Origin of the sequence: Enterobacter cloacae complex sp. IR5459 (assembly GCF_049238005.1) — a bacterium.
Taxonomy (GTDB): domain Bacteria; phylum Pseudomonadota; class Gammaproteobacteria; order Enterobacterales; family Enterobacteriaceae; genus Enterobacter; species Enterobacter hormaechei_C.
In genome coordinates this window covers 385,704-404,239 of sequence record NZ_JBMKIG010000002.1, presented here as the reverse complement: position 1 = coordinate 404,239, position 18,536 = coordinate 385,704, and the positions used below count along the sequence as shown (strand labels likewise).

Annotated in this window: 14 protein-coding genes; 9 read left to right on the top strand and 5 right to left on the bottom strand. The window is 60.6% G+C overall.

All coding sequences use genetic code 11. The features are described 5' to 3' along the window. Nucleotides 1-95 precede the first annotated feature (95 nt). The 3 genes from betA to betI are packed head-to-tail and all read right to left on the bottom strand — an operon-like array spanning nt 96 to nt 3,847. Nucleotides 96-1,760, bottom strand: a complete 1,665-nt coding sequence (betA, locus tag ACOTX4_RS05370; RefSeq protein ID WP_023293075.1) for a choline dehydrogenase — start codon at nt 1,758-1,760, stop codon at nt 96-98. A gap of 13 nt (nt 1,761-1,773) precedes the next feature. Continuing rightward, nucleotides 1,774-3,246 carry a betaine-aldehyde dehydrogenase gene (gene betB / locus ACOTX4_RS05365; protein WP_045332417.1) on the bottom strand — a complete coding sequence of 491 codons (1,473 nt, stop codon included), beginning with the start codon at nt 3,244-3,246 and terminating at the stop codon, nt 1,774-1,776. Nucleotides 3,247-3,259: 13 nt separating this feature from the next. After that, nucleotides 3,260-3,847, bottom strand: coding sequence for a transcriptional regulator BetI (betI, locus tag ACOTX4_RS05360; protein ID WP_003858827.1), 588 nt, complete (start codon nt 3,845-3,847; stop codon nt 3,260-3,262). A 128-nt stretch (nt 3,848-3,975) separates the two neighbouring features. Here betI and betT point away from each other — a divergent pair, with 128 nt between their 5' ends. From betT to ACOTX4_RS05330, 6 genes are all read left to right on the top strand, one after another. Next, complete coding sequence (gene betT, locus ACOTX4_RS05355; RefSeq protein ID WP_045332416.1) at nt 3,976-6,009, top strand: choline BCCT transporter BetT; 2,034 nt, start codon at nt 3,976-3,978, stop codon at nt 6,007-6,009. Between the two features lie 138 nt (nt 6,010-6,147). Beyond that, on the top strand, nt 6,148-6,432 hold the full coding sequence (gene nadS / locus ACOTX4_RS05350) for a NadS family protein (protein WP_032652913.1): 285 nt from the start codon (nt 6,148-6,150) through the stop codon (nt 6,430-6,432). 203 nt (nt 6,433-6,635) lie between these two features. Continuing rightward, nucleotides 6,636-7,547: an iron/manganese ABC transporter substrate-binding protein SitA gene (sitA, locus tag ACOTX4_RS05345; protein WP_032657503.1), complete on the top strand. Its 912-nt coding sequence runs from the start codon at nt 6,636-6,638 to the stop codon at nt 7,545-7,547. A gap of 2 nt (nt 7,548-7,549) precedes the next feature. Continuing rightward, entirely contained in the window at nt 7,550-8,356 is an 807-nt protein-coding gene (sitB, locus tag ACOTX4_RS05340) for an iron/manganese ABC transporter ATP-binding protein SitB (RefSeq protein ID WP_032657506.1), read from the top strand. Further along, nucleotides 8,353-9,201, top strand: coding sequence for an iron/manganese ABC transporter permease subunit SitC (gene sitC, locus ACOTX4_RS05335; protein WP_063938025.1), 849 nt, complete (start codon nt 8,353-8,355; stop codon nt 9,199-9,201). Before sitB ends, sitC begins: the two co-directional genes overlap by 4 nt. Beyond that, the gene (locus ACOTX4_RS05330; protein WP_003858815.1) at nt 9,198-10,037 is read left to right on the top strand and encodes a metal ABC transporter permease; all 840 of its coding nucleotides are present in this window, start codon (nt 9,198-9,200) and stop codon (nt 10,035-10,037) included. Before sitC ends, ACOTX4_RS05330 begins: the two co-directional genes overlap by 4 nt. Here the strand turns inward: ACOTX4_RS05330 and entD are convergent. Then, nucleotides 9,973-10,662, bottom strand: a complete 690-nt coding sequence (gene entD, locus ACOTX4_RS05325) for an enterobactin synthase subunit EntD (RefSeq protein WP_045332410.1) — start codon at nt 10,660-10,662, stop codon at nt 9,973-9,975. The genes ACOTX4_RS05330 and entD overlap by 65 nt on opposite strands. Before the next feature lie 162 nt (nt 10,663-10,824). Beyond that, on the bottom strand, nt 10,825-13,065 hold the full coding sequence (locus ACOTX4_RS05320) for a TonB-dependent siderophore receptor (RefSeq protein ID WP_003858810.1): 2,241 nt from the start codon (nt 13,063-13,065) through the stop codon (nt 10,825-10,827). Nucleotides 13,066-13,211: 146 nt separating this feature from the next. Between ACOTX4_RS05320 and fes the strand changes: the two genes are divergently transcribed. Genes fes through entF form a run of 3 tightly spaced genes read left to right on the top strand, consistent with a single transcriptional unit; the run spans nt 13,212 to nt 18,488 of the window. Next, entirely contained in the window at nt 13,212-14,411 is a 1,200-nt protein-coding gene (gene fes / locus ACOTX4_RS05315; protein WP_032608817.1) for an enterochelin esterase, read from the top strand. Nucleotides 14,412-14,421: 10 nt separating this feature from the next. Further along, entirely contained in the window at nt 14,422-14,634 is a 213-nt protein-coding gene (locus ACOTX4_RS05310; RefSeq protein WP_003858806.1) for an MbtH family protein, read from the top strand. Continuing rightward, the gene (gene entF / locus ACOTX4_RS05305; RefSeq protein WP_045332408.1) at nt 14,631-18,488 is read left to right on the top strand and encodes an enterobactin non-ribosomal peptide synthetase EntF; all 3,858 of its coding nucleotides are present in this window, start codon (nt 14,631-14,633) and stop codon (nt 18,486-18,488) included. Before ACOTX4_RS05310 ends, entF begins: the two co-directional genes overlap by 4 nt. Nucleotides 18,489-18,536 lie beyond the last annotated feature (48 nt).

The window sequence follows — 18,536 nt, the reverse complement described above, 5'->3', positions numbered from 1 at the left end:
ACCCTTCACCCCAACCCTCTCCCCAAAGGAGAGAGGGTGTTCAAGTTCCCTCTCCCCTTTGGGGAGAGGGTTAGGGTGAGGGGAGAAGTTCGCACTCAGCGGCGAACCGGTGCCCCGTTCGCCACATAATACGCCGCCGTGCTCTTCGCCAGCGGCTCGCGACCGCGAATGGCATCGGCAATCTTCTCGCCAATCATAATGGTGGTGGCGTTCAGGTTGCCGGTGATGATCTGCGGCATAATCGATGCATCCACCACGCGCAGCCCTTCCAGCCCGTGAACGCGGCCTTCACCGTCGACCACCGCCATCTCGTCATAGCCCATCTTGCAGGTGCCGCACGGGTGGAAGGCGGTTTCCGCGTGGTTGCGCACGAACTCGTCCAGCTGCTCGTCGGTCTGGCAGTCAATACCCGGACTGATTTCGCGGCCGCGGTACTTGTCCAGCGCGGGCTGGTGCATGATCTCGCGGGTGATGCGGATCGCGTCGCGAAACTCCTGCCAGTCCTGCTCGTGGGACATATAGTTGAACAGGATCGCCGGATGCTGGTGCGGATCGCGCGACTGGATGCGCACGTGTCCGCGGCTCGGGGAGCGCATGGAGCCGACGTGGCACTGGAAGCCATGTTCTTTCACCGCGTTCGAGCCGTTGTAGTTAATCGCCACCGGCAGGAAGTGGTACTGAATGTTTGGCCACTCAAACTCCTCGCGGCTGCGGATAAAACCGCCCGCTTCGAAGTGGTTGCTCGCACCTATGCCGGTGCCGCCAAACAGCCACTCCGCGCCAATCTTCGGCTGGTTCCACCACTGCAGGGCAGGGTAGAGGGAGACCGGCTCTTTACATTCGTACTGGAGGTACATCTCCAGGTGATCCTGCAGGTTTTCCCCCACGCCGGGCAGATCGTGCACCAGCGGGATATCAAACTGCTTCAGCAGGTCAGCGTTGCCCACGCCGGAGCGCTGGAGGATCTGCGGGGAGGCAATCGCCCCGGCGCTCAGCAGCACTTCTTTTTTTGCCGTCGCTTTGGATGGGATGGTGCTTTCACCCTCCAGCCACTCGACGCCCACCGCGCGCTTGCCCTCAAAGAGGATGCGATCGGTCATGGCGTGGGTGCGGATGGTCAGGTTCGGACGCGGTTTCGCCTGATCCAGATAGCCGCGCGCGGTGCTGGCGCGTCGGCCCTGCGGCGTGACCGTGCGGTCCATCGGGCCGAAGCCCTCCTGCTGATAGCCGTTGAGATCGTCGGTGCGCGGATAGCCCGCCTGCACGCCCGCCTCCACCATCGCCTCGAACAGCGGGTTCACGCCCGGCTTAGAGGTGGTGACGCTCACCGGACCGTCGCCGCCGTGGTAGTCGTTCGGCCCCACGTCGCGCGTCTCTGCCTTGCGGTAGTAGGGCAGGCAGTTGAGGTAGCTCCAGTGCTCCAGGCCCGGCTCTTTCGCCCAGTGGTCGAGGTCCATCGCGTTACCGCGGATGTAGCACATGCCGTTGATCAATGACGAGCCGCCCAGCCCTTTGCCGCGTCCACACTCCATGCGGCGGTTGTTCATGAAGGGCTCTGGCTCGGTTTCGTACGCCCAGTTGTAGCGCTTGCCCTGCAGCGGGAACGCCAGCGCGGCGGGCATCTGGGTGCGGAAGTCAAATCGGTAATCCGGTCCGCCCGCCTCAAGCAGCAGGACGGTGGTGTTTGGATCTTCAGTCAGTCGTGTTGCCAGTACGTTGCCGGCAGAGCCGGCCCCGATAATGATGTAGTCAAATTGCAAATAAACCTCCCGGTTAAAATATGGACTGGAATTTACCCATCTCAACCTGGATGGACTTCACCTGGGTGTAGCTCTGCAGCGTCATCACGCCGTTCTCGCGGCCAATGCCGGAGTGCTTGTAGCCGCCGACCGGCATCTCTGCGGCGGATTCACCCCAGGTGTTGATCCAGCAGATGCCCGCTTCGAGCTGATGAATAGCGCCGTGGGCGCGGTTCAGATTGGCGGTGACAATGCCCGCCGCCAGACCGTAGTCGGTGTCATTGGCGCGGCGAATGGCCTCTTCGTCAGAGTCATAGGTAAGGATGGACATCACCGGGCCGAAGATCTCTTCGCGCACGATGGTCATTTCGTCGGTGCAGTCGGTGAACACGGTCGGGGCCACCCACGCGCCGTTGTCAAAGCCGTCACCCTTCAGCACGTCACCGCCGCACAGCACGCGCGCGCCTTCCTCTTTGCCTTTGGTGATGTAGCGCAACACGCTGTCCCGGTGCGGGAAGCTAACCATCGGGCCAAAGTTGGTGCTTTCATCGAACAAATCGCCCGCGCGGATGCGGCCCACGCGCTCAACGATTTTTTGCTCAAACGCGGCTTTGAACTTCGCGGGCACGAACACGCGGGTGCCGTTGGTGCACACCTGGCCGGAGCTGAAGAAATTGGCCATCATGGCGATATCTGCCGCGAGATCCAGATCCGCATCGTCAAACACTATCAGCGGGGATTTACCGCCCAGCTCCATCGTCACCTCTTTCAGGGACGAGGCCGCCGAGTTGGCCATCACCTTTTTGCCGCTGGCGACGCCGCCGGTAAAGGAGACTTTGGCGATGCCCGGATGCTCGGTCAGGAACTGGCCGGTCTCTGCGCCCACGCCAGGCAGGACGTTAAACACGCCGTCCGGCAGGCCCGCTTCGGTGTAGATTTCAGCAAGCTTCAGGGCGGTAAGCGGCGTCACTTCGCTCGGCTTGAAGATCATCGCGTTGCCCGCCGCCAGCGCCGGCGCGGATTTCCACAGGGCGATCTGGATCGGGTAGTTCCACGCGCCGATGCCCGCCACCACGCCCAGCGGCTCGCGGCGGGTGTAGACGAACGAGGTGTCGCGCAGCGGGATCTGGCTGCCCTCCAGCGCCGGGATCAGCCCCGCGTAGTACTCCAGCACGTCCGCGCCGGTGACGATGTCGACGGTCGAGGTTTCGGAATACGCTTTACCGGTGTCGAGGGTTTCCAGCGTTGCCAGCTCGTCGTTACGCTCGCGCAGGATATCGACGGCGCGACGCAGGATGCGCGAGCGCTCCATGGCGGTCATCGCCGCCCAGATTTTTTGCCCGCGCTTTGCGCTTTCGACGGCGTGGTCCACATCTTCGCGCCCGGCGGCCTGCACGGTCGCCAGAACTTCACCGTTCGCCGGGTTGATGGTCTCGAAGGTGCGACCGCTGGTGGCGGATGTATAACCACCATTGATATAAAGCTGCTGTTCTGCCATTCGGGACATAAATTCTCCTCGGTTAGTCGGTCGGTAAATGCTGGCTGATAAAGTGGCTGGTAAGCGACTGGGCCAGGGTTTTATCCAGCGGTTTGCCGCTGAGCGCAGCGCGCAGCCACAGCCCGTCAATCAGTGCGGCGAGCCCGTAGCCCGCCTCTTCAGCCTGTTCACGCGGCAGCTCGCGGCGGAACTCGTACACCAGGTTTGAGAGCAACCGACGGCTGCTGACCTGCTGCAAACGGTAGAGCATCGGCTGATGCATGCTGCTGGCCCAGAAGGCCAGCCAGGCCTTCATCGCCGCGCCGCTAACCTGAGTTTCATCAAAATTGCCGCCGACAATCGCCTGCAAGCGCTGCTCTGCACTGCCGTCCGGCAGGGCGCGTAAACGGCTTAATACCGCGTCGCGCAGCTGACCGGTGATGTCGCGCATGGTCGCTTCCAGCAGACCGTTTTTATCTTTGAAATAGTGGCTGATGATCCCCGTGGATACGCCCGCCCGACGGGCGATCTGCGCGATGGTTGCGTCATGCATTCCCACTTCATTAATTGCTTCCAGCGTGGCATCGATTAGCTGCCTGCGCCGGATCGGCTGCATCCCCACTTTGGGCATTTTTGCCACTCCATTCATCAGCGTTGGTAATCTATTAAAGCGGTTTTTGATTGGACGTTCAATATAAAATGTGTCTTAATTGTTGCGATTTTGGATTTCAATAGTTACAAAAACAGTGGGGATACTGGATGACAGACCTTTCACAAGACAGAGAAAAAGACAAAATCAACCCGGTCGTTTTTTATACGTCCGCCGGGCTGATTTTGTTGTTTTCCCTGACGACCATCTTCTTTCGTGATTTTTCTGCCGAGTGGATTGGGCGCACTCTGGACTGGGTGTCAAAGACCTTCGGCTGGTACTATCTGCTGGCCGCGACGCTTTACATCGTGTTCGTGGTCTGCATTGCCTGCTCGCGCTTCGGTTCGGTAAAGCTCGGGCCAGAGCAGTCTAAGCCCGAGTTCAGCCTGCTGAGCTGGGCCGCAATGCTGTTTGCCGCAGGCATCGGCATCGACCTGATGTTCTTCTCCGTGGCGGAACCGGTCACGCAATATATGCAGCCGCCGGAAGGGGCAGGGCAGACGATGGAGGCCGCGCGCCAGGCGATGGTCTGGACGCTGTTCCACTACGGCCTGACGGGCTGGTCGATGTACGCCCTGATGGGCATGGCGCTCGGATACTTTAGCTATCGTTATAATTTGCCCCTTACCATCCGCTCCGCGCTGTACCCGATTTTCGGCAAAAAGATCAACGGTCCGATTGGCCACAGCGTCGACATTGCGGCGGTGATCGGCACCATCTTCGGCATCGCCACCACGCTCGGAATTGGCGTGGTGCAGCTCAACTACGGGCTGAGCGTGCTGTTTGACATCCCGGATTCGATGGCGGCGAAGGCGGCGCTGATTGCGCTGTCGGTGATTATCGCCACCATCTCGGTGACCTCCGGCGTGGATAAAGGGATTCGCGTGCTCTCCGAACTGAACGTCGCGCTGGCGCTGGGGCTGATCCTGTTCGTGCTGTTTATGGGCGACACCTCGTTCCTGCTCAATGCCTTAGTACTGAACGTGGGTGATTACGTGAACCGCTTTATGGGCATGACGCTGAACAGCTTCGCCTTTGACCGTCCGACAGAGTGGATGAACAACTGGACGCTGTTCTTCTGGGCGTGGTGGGTGGCGTGGTCGCCGTTTGTCGGCCTGTTCCTGGCGCGTATTTCGCGTGGGCGGACCATCCGTCAGTTCGTGATGGGCACGCTGATTATCCCGTTCACCTTTACCCTGCTGTGGCTGTCGATTTTCGGCAACAGCGCGCTGCACGAGATCATCCACGGCAATGCGACTTTTGCCCTGGAAGCGATGGCGCACCCGGAGCGCGGCTTCTACAGCCTGCTGGCGCAGTACCCGGCGTTCACCTTTAGCGCGTCCGTAGCGACCATCACCGGCCTGCTGTTCTACGTCACCTCGGCGGACTCCGGCGCGCTGGTGCTGGGGAACTTCACCTCGAAGCTCAAGGACATTAACAGCGACGCGCCGAACTGGCTGCGCATCTTCTGGTCCGTCGCCATCGGCCTGCTGACGCTCGGCATGCTGATGACCAACGGTATCTCGGCGTTGCAGAACACGACGGTGATCATGGGCCTGCCGTTCAGCTTCGTGATCTTCTTCGTGATGGCCGGGCTGTATAAATCGCTTAAGGTGGAAGACTACCGCCGCGTCAGCGCCAGCCGCGACACCGCCCCGCGTCCGCTGGGCGCGCAGGACAGGCTGAGCTGGAAAAAACGCCTCTCGCGCCTGATGAATTACCCCGGTACGCGCTACACCAAACAGATGATGGAGACGGTCTGTTTCCCGGCGATGGAAGAGGTGGCCCAGGAGCTGAAGCTGCGTGGCGCCTACGTGGAGCTGAAAAACCTGCCCCCGGAAGAGGGCGAAAATCTGGGGCACCTGGATCTGCTGGTGCACATGGGCGACGAGCAGAACTTTGTCTATCAGATCTGGCCGCAGCAGTATTCGGTGCCCGGGTTCACCTACCGGGCGCGCAGCGGGAAGTCGACCTACTACCGGCTGGAGACCTTCCTGCTGGAAGGCAGCCAGGGGAATGATTTGATGGATTACAGCAAGGAGCAGGTGATCACGGACATTCTGGACCAGTATGAACGGCACCTGAACTTTATCCATCTGCACAGGGAAGCGCCTGGGAATAGCGTGATGTTCCCGGATGCCTAAAGTTTGATCTGAATAAAGTGCGTGAAAGTTAAGGGGCCAGATTGTTATGAATCTGGCCCTGTACTTTTCGAATAGTGCTTATTATATCTTTTACTAGAGGTGTACTATGTACGCCTTTATGTTGTTCCGAGGTATAAAATGAGCATCTTTGATGAACTTAAAACTTCGCTTGAAGAGGCGGTTGAGATCCACAGCGGAAGGAAAGCAGCTTCCAGAATAACCCGCTATGAAGTTGCAGATGTTCGCGCAATCAGAGAACAGCTCAATATTACCCAATGCGAAATGGCGAAGGCGCTTGGCACGAGCGTTGACACTATAAAAAGCTGGGAGTCCAAACGTCGCAACCCAACCGGGCTGGCGGCGAAGGTACTTAACGTGATTCGGGAGAATCCTGCATTTTATAAGGCCCTTGCCGGGCAGTAGGCAGCCCTCTTGCCGGGTGGCGCTGCGCTTACCCGGCCATCAAATCTGCTTTACCGTAGGCCTGATAAGCGAAGCGCCATCAGGCACGCCCTTCATTGACACAACTTTAATGATAATTATTTTCATTTAAATATAGCCTGTGCTATACCTTATAGCACAGGCTAATTTCGCTTTGAATTTAATCACCTCAGGAGACTTCTGCGATGCATCCACGGCAAGGATTGAAGCGTCTGTTGCTCGGCGCGCTGCTCATGACCGCGACCACCACGGGCGCGCTGGCGGCTGAAAAGTTCCAGGTCATAACCACTTTTACCGTTATCGCTGATATGGCGAAAAACGTGGCGGGGGATGCCGCAGAGGTCACCTCCATCACCAAACCGGGCGCGGAAATTCACGAATACCAGCCCACCCCGGGCGATATCAAACGCGCGCAGAAGGCGCAGCTGATCCTGGCGAACGGCATGAACCTGGAGCTGTGGTTCCAGCGCTTTTATCAGCATCTGAACGGTGTGCCGGAGGTGGTGGTCACCAAAGGCATCACCCCGATGGGCATCAGCGAAGGGCCCTATAACGGCAAGCCCAATCCGCACGCGTGGATGTCGCCGGACAACGCCCTGATTTACGTTGATAACATCCGCGACGCGCTGGTGAAGTACGATCCGGCCAACGCACAGACCTATCAGCGCAACGCTGATGCTTACAAGCAGAAGATCACCGCCACTCTCGAACCGCTGCGCAAGCAGGTCGCGGAGATACCGGAAGACAAACGCTGGATGGTGACCAGCGAAGGGGCTTTTTCCTATCTGGCGCGGGATTTGGGCCTGAAGGAGCTTTACCTGTGGCCGATCAACGCCGATCAGCAGGGCACGCCCCAGCAGGTGCGCAAGGTTATCGATCTGGTGAAAAAACATCACATTCCGGCGGTGTTCAGCGAAAGCACGGTCTCCGATAAGCCCGCCCGTCAGGTAGCGCGTGAAACCGGCGCCCACTATGGCGGCGTGCTGTACGTCGACTCTCTGAGCGCGGAAAACGGCCCGGTGCCAACCTATATCGATCTGCTGAACGTCACCACCCGCACGCTGGTGCAGGGCATCCGCGACGGGATGAAGGAGTAATCATGCAGAAAGGTATTGTTGTAACCGACGTGACCGTGACCTACCGCAACGGCCACACGGCGCTGCGCGACGCGTCGTTCAGCGTGCCGGGCGGATCGATTGCTGCCCTGGTGGGGGTGAACGGTTCCGGCAAGTCCACGCTGTTTAAGGCGGTGATGGGGTTTGTGCGGGCGGCGAGCGGCACTATCTCCATTCTGGGGCTGCCGCCTCACCGGGCGCTGCGTCAGAACCTGGTCGCCTACGTGCCGCAGTCGGAAGAGGTCGACTGGTCGTTTCCGGTGCTCGTCGAGGACGTGGTGATGATGGGCCGCTACGGGCATATGGGGTTTCTGCGTCGTCCCAAAGAATGCGATAAGCAGATCGTCACCGACGCCCTGAAGCGTGTGGATATGCTCGAGCTGCGTCATCGGCAGATTGGCGAGCTGTCCGGCGGGCAGAAGAAGCGCGTGTTTCTGGCCCGTGCGATTGCCCAGCAGGGCGAGGTGATCCTGCTCGACGAGCCGTTTACCGGCGTGGACGTCAAAACCGAAGCCAGGATCATCAGCCTGCTGCGGGAGCTGCGCGACGAGGGTAAAACGATGCTGGTCTCGACCCACAATCTGGGCTCGGTCACGGAATTCTGCGATTACACGGTGATGGTCAAAGGCACCGTGCTGGCGAGCGGCCCGACGGATATCACCTTTACCGCCGAGAATCTTGAGCGCGCCTTCAGCGGCGTGCTGCGCCACGTGGTGCTCAGCGGCTCGGAAGATCGCATCATAACCGACGACGAGCGTCCCTTCGTCACGCACCGTCAGGAGGCCAAATGAACGCGCTTCTCGAACCCTTCGGCTACGAGTACATGCTTAATGCGATGTGGGTCTCGGCAATGGTGGGCGGACTGTGCGCGTTTCTCTCCTGCTATCTGATGCTCAAAGGCTGGTCGCTGATCGGCGATGCGCTGTCGCACTCCATCGTGCCCGGCGTGGCGGGCGCCTACATGCTCGGGCTGCCGTTCTCGCTGGGGGCGTTTTTATCGGGCGGGCTGGCGGCGGGCAGCATGCTGTTTCTCAACCAGCGCAGCCGCCTGAAGGAGGACGCCATTATCGGGCTGATCTTCTCCTCCTTTTTCGGGCTGGGGCTGTTTATGGTCTCGCTCAACCCGACCTCGGTGAACATTCAGACCATCGTCCTCGGCAATATTCTGGCTATCGACCCGGAAGATATCGTCCAGCTGGCGATTATCGGCGTGGTGTCGATAGTTATCCTGCTGTTCAAATGGAAAGATCTGATGGTGACCTTTTTTGATGAGAACCACGCCCGCGCCATCGGTCTGCGTCCTGAACGCCTGAAAATTCTCTTCTTCACGCTGCTGGCGGTCTCTACCGTGGCGGCGCTGCAAACCGTCGGCGCATTTCTAGTGATCTGTCTGGTGGTCACGCCCGGCGCGACCGCGTGGCTGCTGACCGACCGCTTCCCGCGCCTGCTGATGATTGCCGTCGCCATTGGCAGCATCACCAGCTTCCTCGGCGCATGGGCCAGCTATTACCTGGACGGCGCCACCGGCGGCATTATCGTGGTCGCCCAGACGCTGCTGTTCCTGCTAGCGTTCGTCTTTGCGCCGAAGCACGGACTGCTTGCCAGCCGTCGTCGGGCGCGGGAGGCACACCCATGATGACGCTGCTCCTCGAACCCTTCCAGTTTGCGTTTATGAACAACGCGCTGCTGATTTCACTCCTGGTGGCCGTGCCCTGCGCGCTGCTGTCGGTTTTTCTGGTGCTGAAAGGCTGGGCGTTGATGGGCGACGCCATGAGCCACGCGGTGTTTCCCGGCGTCGTGCTGGCCTGGATGATGGGCCTGCCGCTGGCGCTGGGCGCGTTCGTGGCCGGTCTGTTCTGCGCGGTCGCCACCGGATACCTGAAGGATAACAGCCGCATCAAACAGGATACGGTCATGGGGATCGTCTTTTCCGGCATGTTCGGCGCCGGGCTGATCCTCTATATCGCTGTCAAACCTGAGGTGCATCTCGACCACATTCTGTTCGGCGATATGCTGGGTATTAACGGGATGGACATTCTGCAAAGCGGTCTCGTCGCGGGGATGATTGCGCTGGTGATTGGCCTGAAGTGGCGCGATTTTCTGCTGTTCTGCTTTGACTATCAGCAGGCGCAGGCGAGTGGCCTGCGCACCCGCTGGCTGCACTACGGCTTACTGTGCATGGTTTCGCTGACCATCGTGGCGACGCTGAAAGCGGTGGGGATCATTCTGTCGATTTCCCTGCTGATTGCCCCCGGCGCGGTGGCGGTGCTGATTACCCGACGCTTTCACATGGCGCTGCTGGTGGCGGTCGCCGTTTCAGCGCTGGTGTCGGTAAGCGGCGTTTATGCCTCGTTTTATCTCGACAGCGCGCCTGCGCCGACCATTGTGGTCCTGTTCGCGATGGTGTTTATCGTGACGTTTGTGGTGACCAGCGTGAAGGCTCGTCGCCAGGAGCGTGTGACAGCAGAGTGATGACCTGTTCGCCGTGCTGCTGCCAGTGCAGGGGGAAGGCGGTGCCTTCTTGAAAGTCTGCTAGTTGACAGGTCAATGCCAGCGTAAGCGTCTTATCGTCGAGCATGGTAACGCGGGCGCAGTCAAAACCCATCCAGGCCTGTACCTGCGGAAAGAGGGCCTTAAACAGGCTCTCTTTGGCGCTGAAGACCAGCGTCAGGGCGAGGGCGAACGGGTATCCCAGGCGGGAAAGCACAGGTTCTTCCTGTGTATCAATGATGCCGTCTTTGATTTCCCTGGCTTCGTTTTCGGAGAGGATCGTTTCACAATCGATGCCGATAAGCACCGGGTATTGCGTGACGACGGCTATCGCCTGCGTGCCGCTGTGGGTGATGCTGCCGGAAATATCTTGCGGCCAGAGCGGTTCCCCGCTGGGGCCGATGGCGGGCATGGTGTAGTCAGGTAAGGCGTGCGCGGCGGCGATGCGGCCTGCGAGGTGGTCGGCCTTGCGTTTGCGTCCGGCGTTAGCCAACTGGGCGTGGTGGGGGAGCCAGAGGAGATCGGCGTCCGTAAAGGTGGTGGGGTCGAAGGTGATGCGGTGGAGGGTGTGGCCAGCGAGAGAAAATGTGCTGTGGGTGGTGTGCATGGTTTTCCCTTCAGTATTGTGCGGCCTGATGCCCTCACCCCGGCCCTCTCCCAAAGGGAGAGGGAGCAAACACTAAAAACGGCAACGGGGTTGCCGTTTTGCTTTTACCTCGCCCTCACCCCGGCCCTCTCCCACAGGGAGAGGGGGAAGTCACTGCCTGTATCAGAACCTCGTATTTACGCTCATGTACCAGGTGCGACCCGGTTCATTATACGTATACGCACCCGCGCCGTACATATACGCACCCGTCGTGGTATTACCCGTGGTCTGGGCGTTACCCGCGCGCCACTGGCGCTTGTCGAAGACGTTGTCCACGCCGCCGGTCAGGCTGACGTTTTTGGTCACGTCCCAGGTCGCGCTCAGGCCAACGATGCTGTACGGGCTGACTTCGTCTTTCTCAGACCCGGTCACCGGCTGACCTTTGTAGTTGTACTTCTTCGGCTGCTGCTTGCCGTACCAGGTGAAGGTCGACTGCAATGAGACATCCTGACGTACCTGCCAGCTCAGGGTAGAGTTCAGCGTATACTCCGGGATGATCGACAGACGATCGCCGGTCTCCTTGTTCTTACTTTGCAGCATGTAGGTGATGTTGTTGGTCCAGTTGATGGTGTCGCTGACCGGCACGTTCAGGGAGCCTTCCAGACCTTCCACTACCGCCTTCGGCACGTTTTCCCACTGGTAGATATCGGTGGTGACTTTGCCGGTGGACGTCTGGCCAATCGGCGCGTAGCCCGCTTCAATCTTGTTGCGGTAGTCGTTGCGGAACCAGGTCACGCCAGCCAGCCAGCCGTCGCGTTTCCACTCCAGGCCAATCTCTTTGTTGATACTGGTTTCCGCTTTCAGATCGTCGTTACCCATCATGTAGCAGCCCACGCCGTCGGAGCTGGCGTAGCAGCCCTGGCCTTTACTGTACAGCAGGTAGTTCGGGTTGGTCTGATACAGGCTTGGCGCTTTATAGGCGCGCGCGATGCCCATCTTCAGGGTGAAGTCATCCCCCAGACCTTGCGACAGGTTCAGGGACGGGCTCCAGTTATTACCCACAATAGTATGGTGGTCGAAGCGCAGGGCAGGGGTCAGCATGGTGCTGTCGGTCAGCTCCATGTTGTTTTCGGCAAACAGGGAGAAGATCTCCGCTGACGTGTACGGGCTACGATCTTCGCTCATGCCCGGGATGGTGCCCCCCTGCTGGGTTTGTGTAAAGGAGGTTGAGTCCTTCATGCGCTGCTGGTTCCACTCGGTGCCGAGCGTCAGGTTCTGGTTCACAATGAAATCAATCGGCAGGTTGATTTCGCTGTGCAGCATCACGTCGGCCAGATCGGTATCGGTGAATTTATTGCTGTTGAACAGGCCTTCCAGACCGCCCGCCAACCCTTCACCCAGACGAGAGTTGCGGGTGTGCTCGTACTGCGCCCAGTTGCTGGTGGTGATGCCGTTATCCCAGCCGCCGTTCCAGGTCACGGCGAAGTTCTGACGATAGATACGGTTAGTCTCTTTACCGTAGTTCTTCTTCACCAGCGCGTTGTCGTTGTTGGTGTTCTGCGTGTCGCCCGCATACAGGTTGTTCTGGCGGCTGTAGCCCGCTTCAAACTCCAGCGACTGCATCGGCGCGAAGTCCCAGCGCACCACGCCGTTGATGTCTTTATTTTCCACACCTTCACGGCCTGCGGGCAGGGTGTTGGCGTAAGCGCCCGTGCGGTCAGACTGGTGACCCTGGTTGATATCCCACGCGTCGGCCTGGGTTTTATCCAGGTTACCGTACATGCGGAAGCTGAAATCCCCGCCCAGCGGGCCGCTCAGGCTGAAGTTGGTGCGTTTGGTGGAACCTTCGTCTTTATGCTCTGGCGCGTTCAGGTAGGTGTTCCAGGAGCCGTGCCACTGGTCGTCAAATTTTTTGGTGATGATGTTCACCACGCCGCCCGCCGCACCATTACCGTAGCGGGCAGCAGCCGGGCCACGGATCACTTCGATGCGCTCGATCATCTCCGGCGGGACCCAGCCGGTATCGCCGCGGGTATCACGCTCGCCGCGCCAGCCCAGACGGATGGAGTTGCGGCTGGTGACCGGCTTGCCGTCGATCAGGATCAGGGTGTTTTCCGGGCCCATGCCGCGAATGTCAATCTGACGGTTGTTCCCGCGCTGGCCGCTGGTGGAGTTGCCGGTCAGGTTAACGCCCGGCATGGTGCGGATGATTTCCGCCACGTCGCGCGCTGGCGGGTTTTTGCGGATCTCATCGGCGGTGATGGTCGACACGCCCGGCGCCTGCAAATTCTGCTCGGCGGCAGTGATCACCATGGTGTCTTCGTGCTGCGCGGAGGCGGTGTTGTCGTCTGCCATGGCGGGCAGCGCGACACCATAAATCCCTAAATTGACCAGCAAGGCCAGAGAGTGAATCTTCTTATTCATTGTACGTCCCGCTTTTATGGTTATTTAATGAGCGCGCTTCCCACAGCGCGGGCATTACGCTATTGCAAATGCAAATAGTTATCAATAATATTATCAATAAAATTTGCTCTGAAACAAAAAAGACTGTTAAACATGGGGTTATAAGGGTGACGGTGTTAACAACCGGAAGTGAAGCGTGGTGGCAGGCGAAAAACGGGCCGGAACGGGAACGTCATCAGGAAAACTATCGCGTAACATTCTGGTGGCGGGACCCGGCGGGAACGCAGAAAACCTCGACGGTGAAACGCGTCTGGCTCTACGTCACCGGCGTGACCGATCACCATCAAAATGCCCGTCCGCAATCCCTTGAACGTGTCCCGGATACCGACGTCTGGCAGTGGCAGGGCGAGTTCAGCCCCGAATGGCGCGGCAGCTACTGTTTTATCCCCTCCGATAACGAAAACGATTTTGCCGATGCAGTGTTTGAAGGCGAGCAGCCGGACCGCATGGCGCTGCGCGAAGGCTGGCGTAAACTGTTGCCGCACGCGGTGTCCGACCCGCTGAATCCGCAGAGCTGGCGCGGCGGGCGCGGGCACGCCGTCTCGGCGCTGGAGATGCCGGAGGCGCCCGTACAGCCCGGCTGGAACCATCCCGATACCCCTTACAATAAGCCTGTCTGTATTGATTGGCACAGCGCGCGTCTGAAGAACCGTCGCCGCGTGTGGATTTTTACCACCGGGGATGAAAGCCCCGAGCGCCCGCTGGCGGTGCTCCTTGACGGGCAGTTCTGGGCCGAAAGCATGCCCGTCTGGCCTGCTCTGGCGTCGCTCACCCATGAAGGCAAACTGCCGCCTGCGGTTTATGTCTTAATTGACGTCATTGACACCGCACACCGCAGCCGCGAGCTGCCGTGCAACCCTGATTTCTGGCTGGCGGTGCAGGAAGAACTTCTCCCGCAAGTGAAAAGCATGGCTCCGTTCAGCGACCGCGCCGACCATACCGTGGTGGCGGGTCAGAGCTTCGGCGGACTCTCTTCCCTCTATGCGGGCCTCAACTGGCCGCAGCGTTTTGGCTGCATCCTCAGCCAGTCCGGATCCTACTGGTGGCCGCACCGCGGCGCGCAGCAGGACGGGCTGCTCATCGAACAACTCAAAGCGGGTGAAAAAACCGCTCGCGGGCTGCGCATTGTCCTTGAGGCCGGGCGCAACGAGCCGCTTATTTTGCGCGCCAACCAGGCGATCTTCGCCGAACTACACACTCAGCAACCGGTTTTCTGGCGTCAGGTTGACGGCGGACACGATGCGCTTTGCTGGCGCGGTGGGCTGACGCAGGGGCTGATGACCCTCTGGCAGCCGCTTATTCAATAACGGAGTCTGTATGGAATTCAGCAATCCTTTCGATAATCCGCAGGGACAGTTCGCCATTTTGCAAAATGACCAGGGGCAGTACAGCCTGTGGCCGCAGCAGTGCGAGTTGCCCGCGGGCTGGCGCGTGGTCTGCGAACCGCAATCTCAGGAGGCGTGCCAGCAGTGGCTGGCGGAACAGTGGCAGACGCTTGAGCCGTTTTATTTTGCGGGGGAGCGCGCATGAACCGTCTCCCTCTTGTCGCCGCCCAGCCGGGGATTTGGATGGCAGAGCAGCTTTCCTCCCTGCCAAACGCCTGGAGCGTCGCGCACTATACCGAGTTGAAAGGCGCTATCGATGCGCCATTGCTGGCAAAAGCCATCGCTGAAGGCATGATGCAGGCCGACACCCTGCGGATGCGTTTTGCCGAAGATCACGGTGAGGTGTGGCAGTGGATCGATGAGGCCATGCTCCTGCCGGAGCCGTCCATCGTGCGCGTTGACTCCCACGACGCCGCCGTGGCGCTGATGGAAGCCGATCTCAAGCAGAACCTGCGCGTCGACAGCGGTCAGCCGCTGGCGTTTCACCAGCTGATCCAGGTGGGAGAAAGCCACTGGTACTGGTATCAGCGGTATCATCATCTGGTGGTAGATGGCTTCAGTTTCCCGGCCATTACGCGTCAGATCGCCGCCATTTACGCTGCGTGGCAGAAAGGGGAACCCGCGCCCGCCTCCCCGTTTACCCCGTTCGCCGAGGTGGTGGAGGAGTACCAGCGCTATCGCGACAGTGAGGCGTATCAGCGCGACGGTGCTTTCTGGGCCGAACAGCGCCAACAGCTTCCTTCTCCGGTCTCGCTCTCTTCCGCGCCCCTGCCTGGACACGCCACCACCACCGACATCCTGCGCCTGAAAATGGCGATGGACGGACGTGCTTTCAGCCAGCTTGCACAGATGGCAGGCCAGGCGCAGCGTACCGATCTGGCGCTTGCGCTGGTGGTGCTGTGGCTGGGCCGCCTGACCGGACGGCTGGACTACGCCGCCGGGTTTATCTTTATGCGCCGCATGGGCTCCGCCGCGCTGACCGCGACCGGACCGGTGCTCAACGTCCTGCCGCTGGCGGTGAATATTCGCCCGCACGAGAGCCTGCCGGAACTGGCGCTGCGCCTGGCGAACCAGCTGAAAAAGATGCGTCGCCATCAGCGTTACGACGCCGAACAGATCGTGCGCGACAGCGGACGTGCCGCAGGCGATGAAGCCCTGTTTGGTCCGGTGCTGAACGTCAAGGTGTTCGATTATCAGCTGGATATCGACGGCGTGGAGGCCATTACCCACACGCTGGCGACCGGCCCGGTGAACGATCTGGAGCTTGCGCTGTTCCCGGACGAGCAGGGCGGACTGAGCATTGAGATCCTCGCCAACGGGCAGCGTTACGACGAGGCGACGCTAAAGGGTCACGCGGTGCGGCTGAACGCAATGCTGACGCAGTTTGCCGCCAACCCGGACCTGCGCTGTGGCGACGTGGAAACCGTATCAGAGCAGGAATACGCCCGGCTGGCGCGCATTAACGATACCGGGCTGGCGCTGCCGTCCACCACGCTGGCGGATCTGGTCGCGGAGCAGGCGAGCAAAACGCCGGACGCCCCCGCGCTGGCGGATGCCCATACTGAACTGAACTACCGCCAGATGCGCGAGCAGGTGGTCGCGCTGGCAAACCTGCTGCGCGCGCGCGGCGTGAAGCCGGGCGACAGCGTGGCGGTGGCGCTTCCGCGCTCGGTGTTCCTGACGTTAGCCTTGCACGGCATTGTGGAGGCGGGCGCCGCGTGGCTGCCGCTCGACACCGGCTACCCGGACGATCGCCTGCGGATGATGCTCGAGGACGCGAAGCCGTCCCTGCTCATTACCACCGACGAGCAGCTTCCGCGCTTTAGCGATCTCTCCGTCGAGACGTTTAGTTACAACACACTATTACCGACCTCGGGTGCTGAACCGCTGCGCCTGGCGAAGCCGGAGCAAACCGCGTACATCATCTTTACCTCCGGTTCGACGGGACGTCCAAAAGGGGTGATGGTCGGCCATACCGCCATCGTTAACCGCCTGAAGTGGATGCAGGATCATTATCCACTGACGGCGCATGACGTGGTGGCGCAGAAAACCCCGTGCAGCTTTGACGTGTCGGTGTGGGAGTTCTGGTGGCCGTTTATCGCCGGGGCGAAGCTGGTGATGGCCGAGCCGGACGCGCACCGCGATCCGCAGGCGATGCAGAGCTTCTTCGCACAATATGGCGTAACCACCACCCACTTCGTGCCGTCGATGCTGGCGGCGTTCGTCGCCTCGCTGACGCCGGAAAACGCCCACTGTTGCAGGACGCTGAAGCAGGTGTTCTGTAGCGGCGAGGCGTTGCCGACTGCGCTGTGTCGCGAGTGGGAACAGCTCACCCATGCGCCGCTGCACAACCTCTATGGCCCGACCGAAGCAGCGGTGGACGTCAGCTGGTATCCGGCGTACGGCCCCGAGCTGGCGGCGGTGGAGGGCAACAGCGTGCCGATCGGTTTCCCGGTATGGAATACGGGGCTGCGCATTCTGGATGCGATGATGCGCCCGGTACCGTTCGGCGTGGCGGGGGATCTGTATCTCACCGGCATCCAGCTGGCGCAGGGGTATCTGGGACGCCCCGACCTTACCGCCAGCCGCTTTATCGCCGACCCGTTCGCGCCGGGCGAGCGGATGTACCGCACCGGTGACGTTGCCCGCTGGCTGGATAACGGCGCGGTGGAATATCTGGGCCGCAGCGACGACCAGCTAAAAATTCGCGGCCAGCGCATCGAGCTGGGTGAAATCGACCGGGCGATGCTTGCGCTGCCGGACGTGGCGCAAGCCGTGGCGCACGCCTGCGTGTTCAACCAGGCAGCGGCGACGGGTGGCGATGCCCGACAGCTGGTGGGGTACGTGGTTTCTGAATCTGGCTTACCGCTGGACCGCGACGCGCTGCTTGCATCACTCAAAGCCCAGCTGCCACCGCATATGGTGCCGGTGGTGCTGCTGCAAATCAGCGCGCTGCCGTTAAGCGCCAACGGCAAGCTGGATCGCAAGGCGCTGCCGCTGCCGGACCTGACCAGCAAAACTTCCGGTCGCGCACCTGAGACGCAAACCGAAGTGGCCGTGGCGCAGGCGTTTTCTTCCCTGCTGGGCTGCGCGGTGAACGATATCGAGGCCGATTTCTTTGCCCTCGGCGGCCACTCGCTGCTGGCGATGCGCCTCGCGGCTCAGCTCAGCCGTGCGTTCAGCCGTAAGGTCACGCCGGGGCAGATTATGGTCGCCTCGACGGTAAGCAAGCTTAGCGCCCTGCTGGACTCGCAGATGAGCGACGAGCAGGCGCAGCGTCTGGGGTATGAAACCCTTCTGCCGCTGCGTGAAAGCAACGGCCCGACGCTGTTCTGCTTCCATCCGGCGTCCGGCTTTGCCTGGCAGTTTAGCGTCCTGGCGCGCTACCTCAGCCCGCGCTGGTCCATCGTCGGCATTCAGTCGCCGCGGCCAAACGGCCCGATGCAGCAGTGCGCGGATCTCGATGGGGTGATCGAACATCATCTGAACACGTTGCGTAAGCAGCAGCCGCAGGGGCCGTATTACCTGTTCGGCTATTCCCTCGGCGGCACGCTGGCGCAGGGCATTGCGGCCCGCCTGCGCGAGCAGGGTGAAGCGGTGGCGTTCCTCGGCCTGCTGGATACCTGGCCGCCGGAAACCCAGAACTGGGCGGAGAAAGAGGCCAACGGCCTCGACCCGGCGGTGCTGGCAGAGATCGAGCGCGAGCGTCAGGCGTTTATCGCCGCCCAGCAGGGGCAGGGCTCCAGCGAGCTGTTTAACGCCATTGAGGGCAACTACGCCGACGCGGTGCGGCTGCTCACCACCGCACACAGCGCGCGCTTTGACGGTAAAGCGACGCTGTTTGTCGCCGAGCGAACGCGAACCCAGGATCCTCAGGCCGCGTGGGCGCCGTGGGTGGGCGAGCTGGAGGTCTACAGCCAGGACTGCGCCCACGTGGATATTATTTCACCGCAGGCGTTTGAGAAAATTGGGCCGGTACTGAAGGAAATTTTAGGATAGTGCAAATGCCCCTCACCCTAACCCTCTCCCACGGGGAGAGGGGATGGT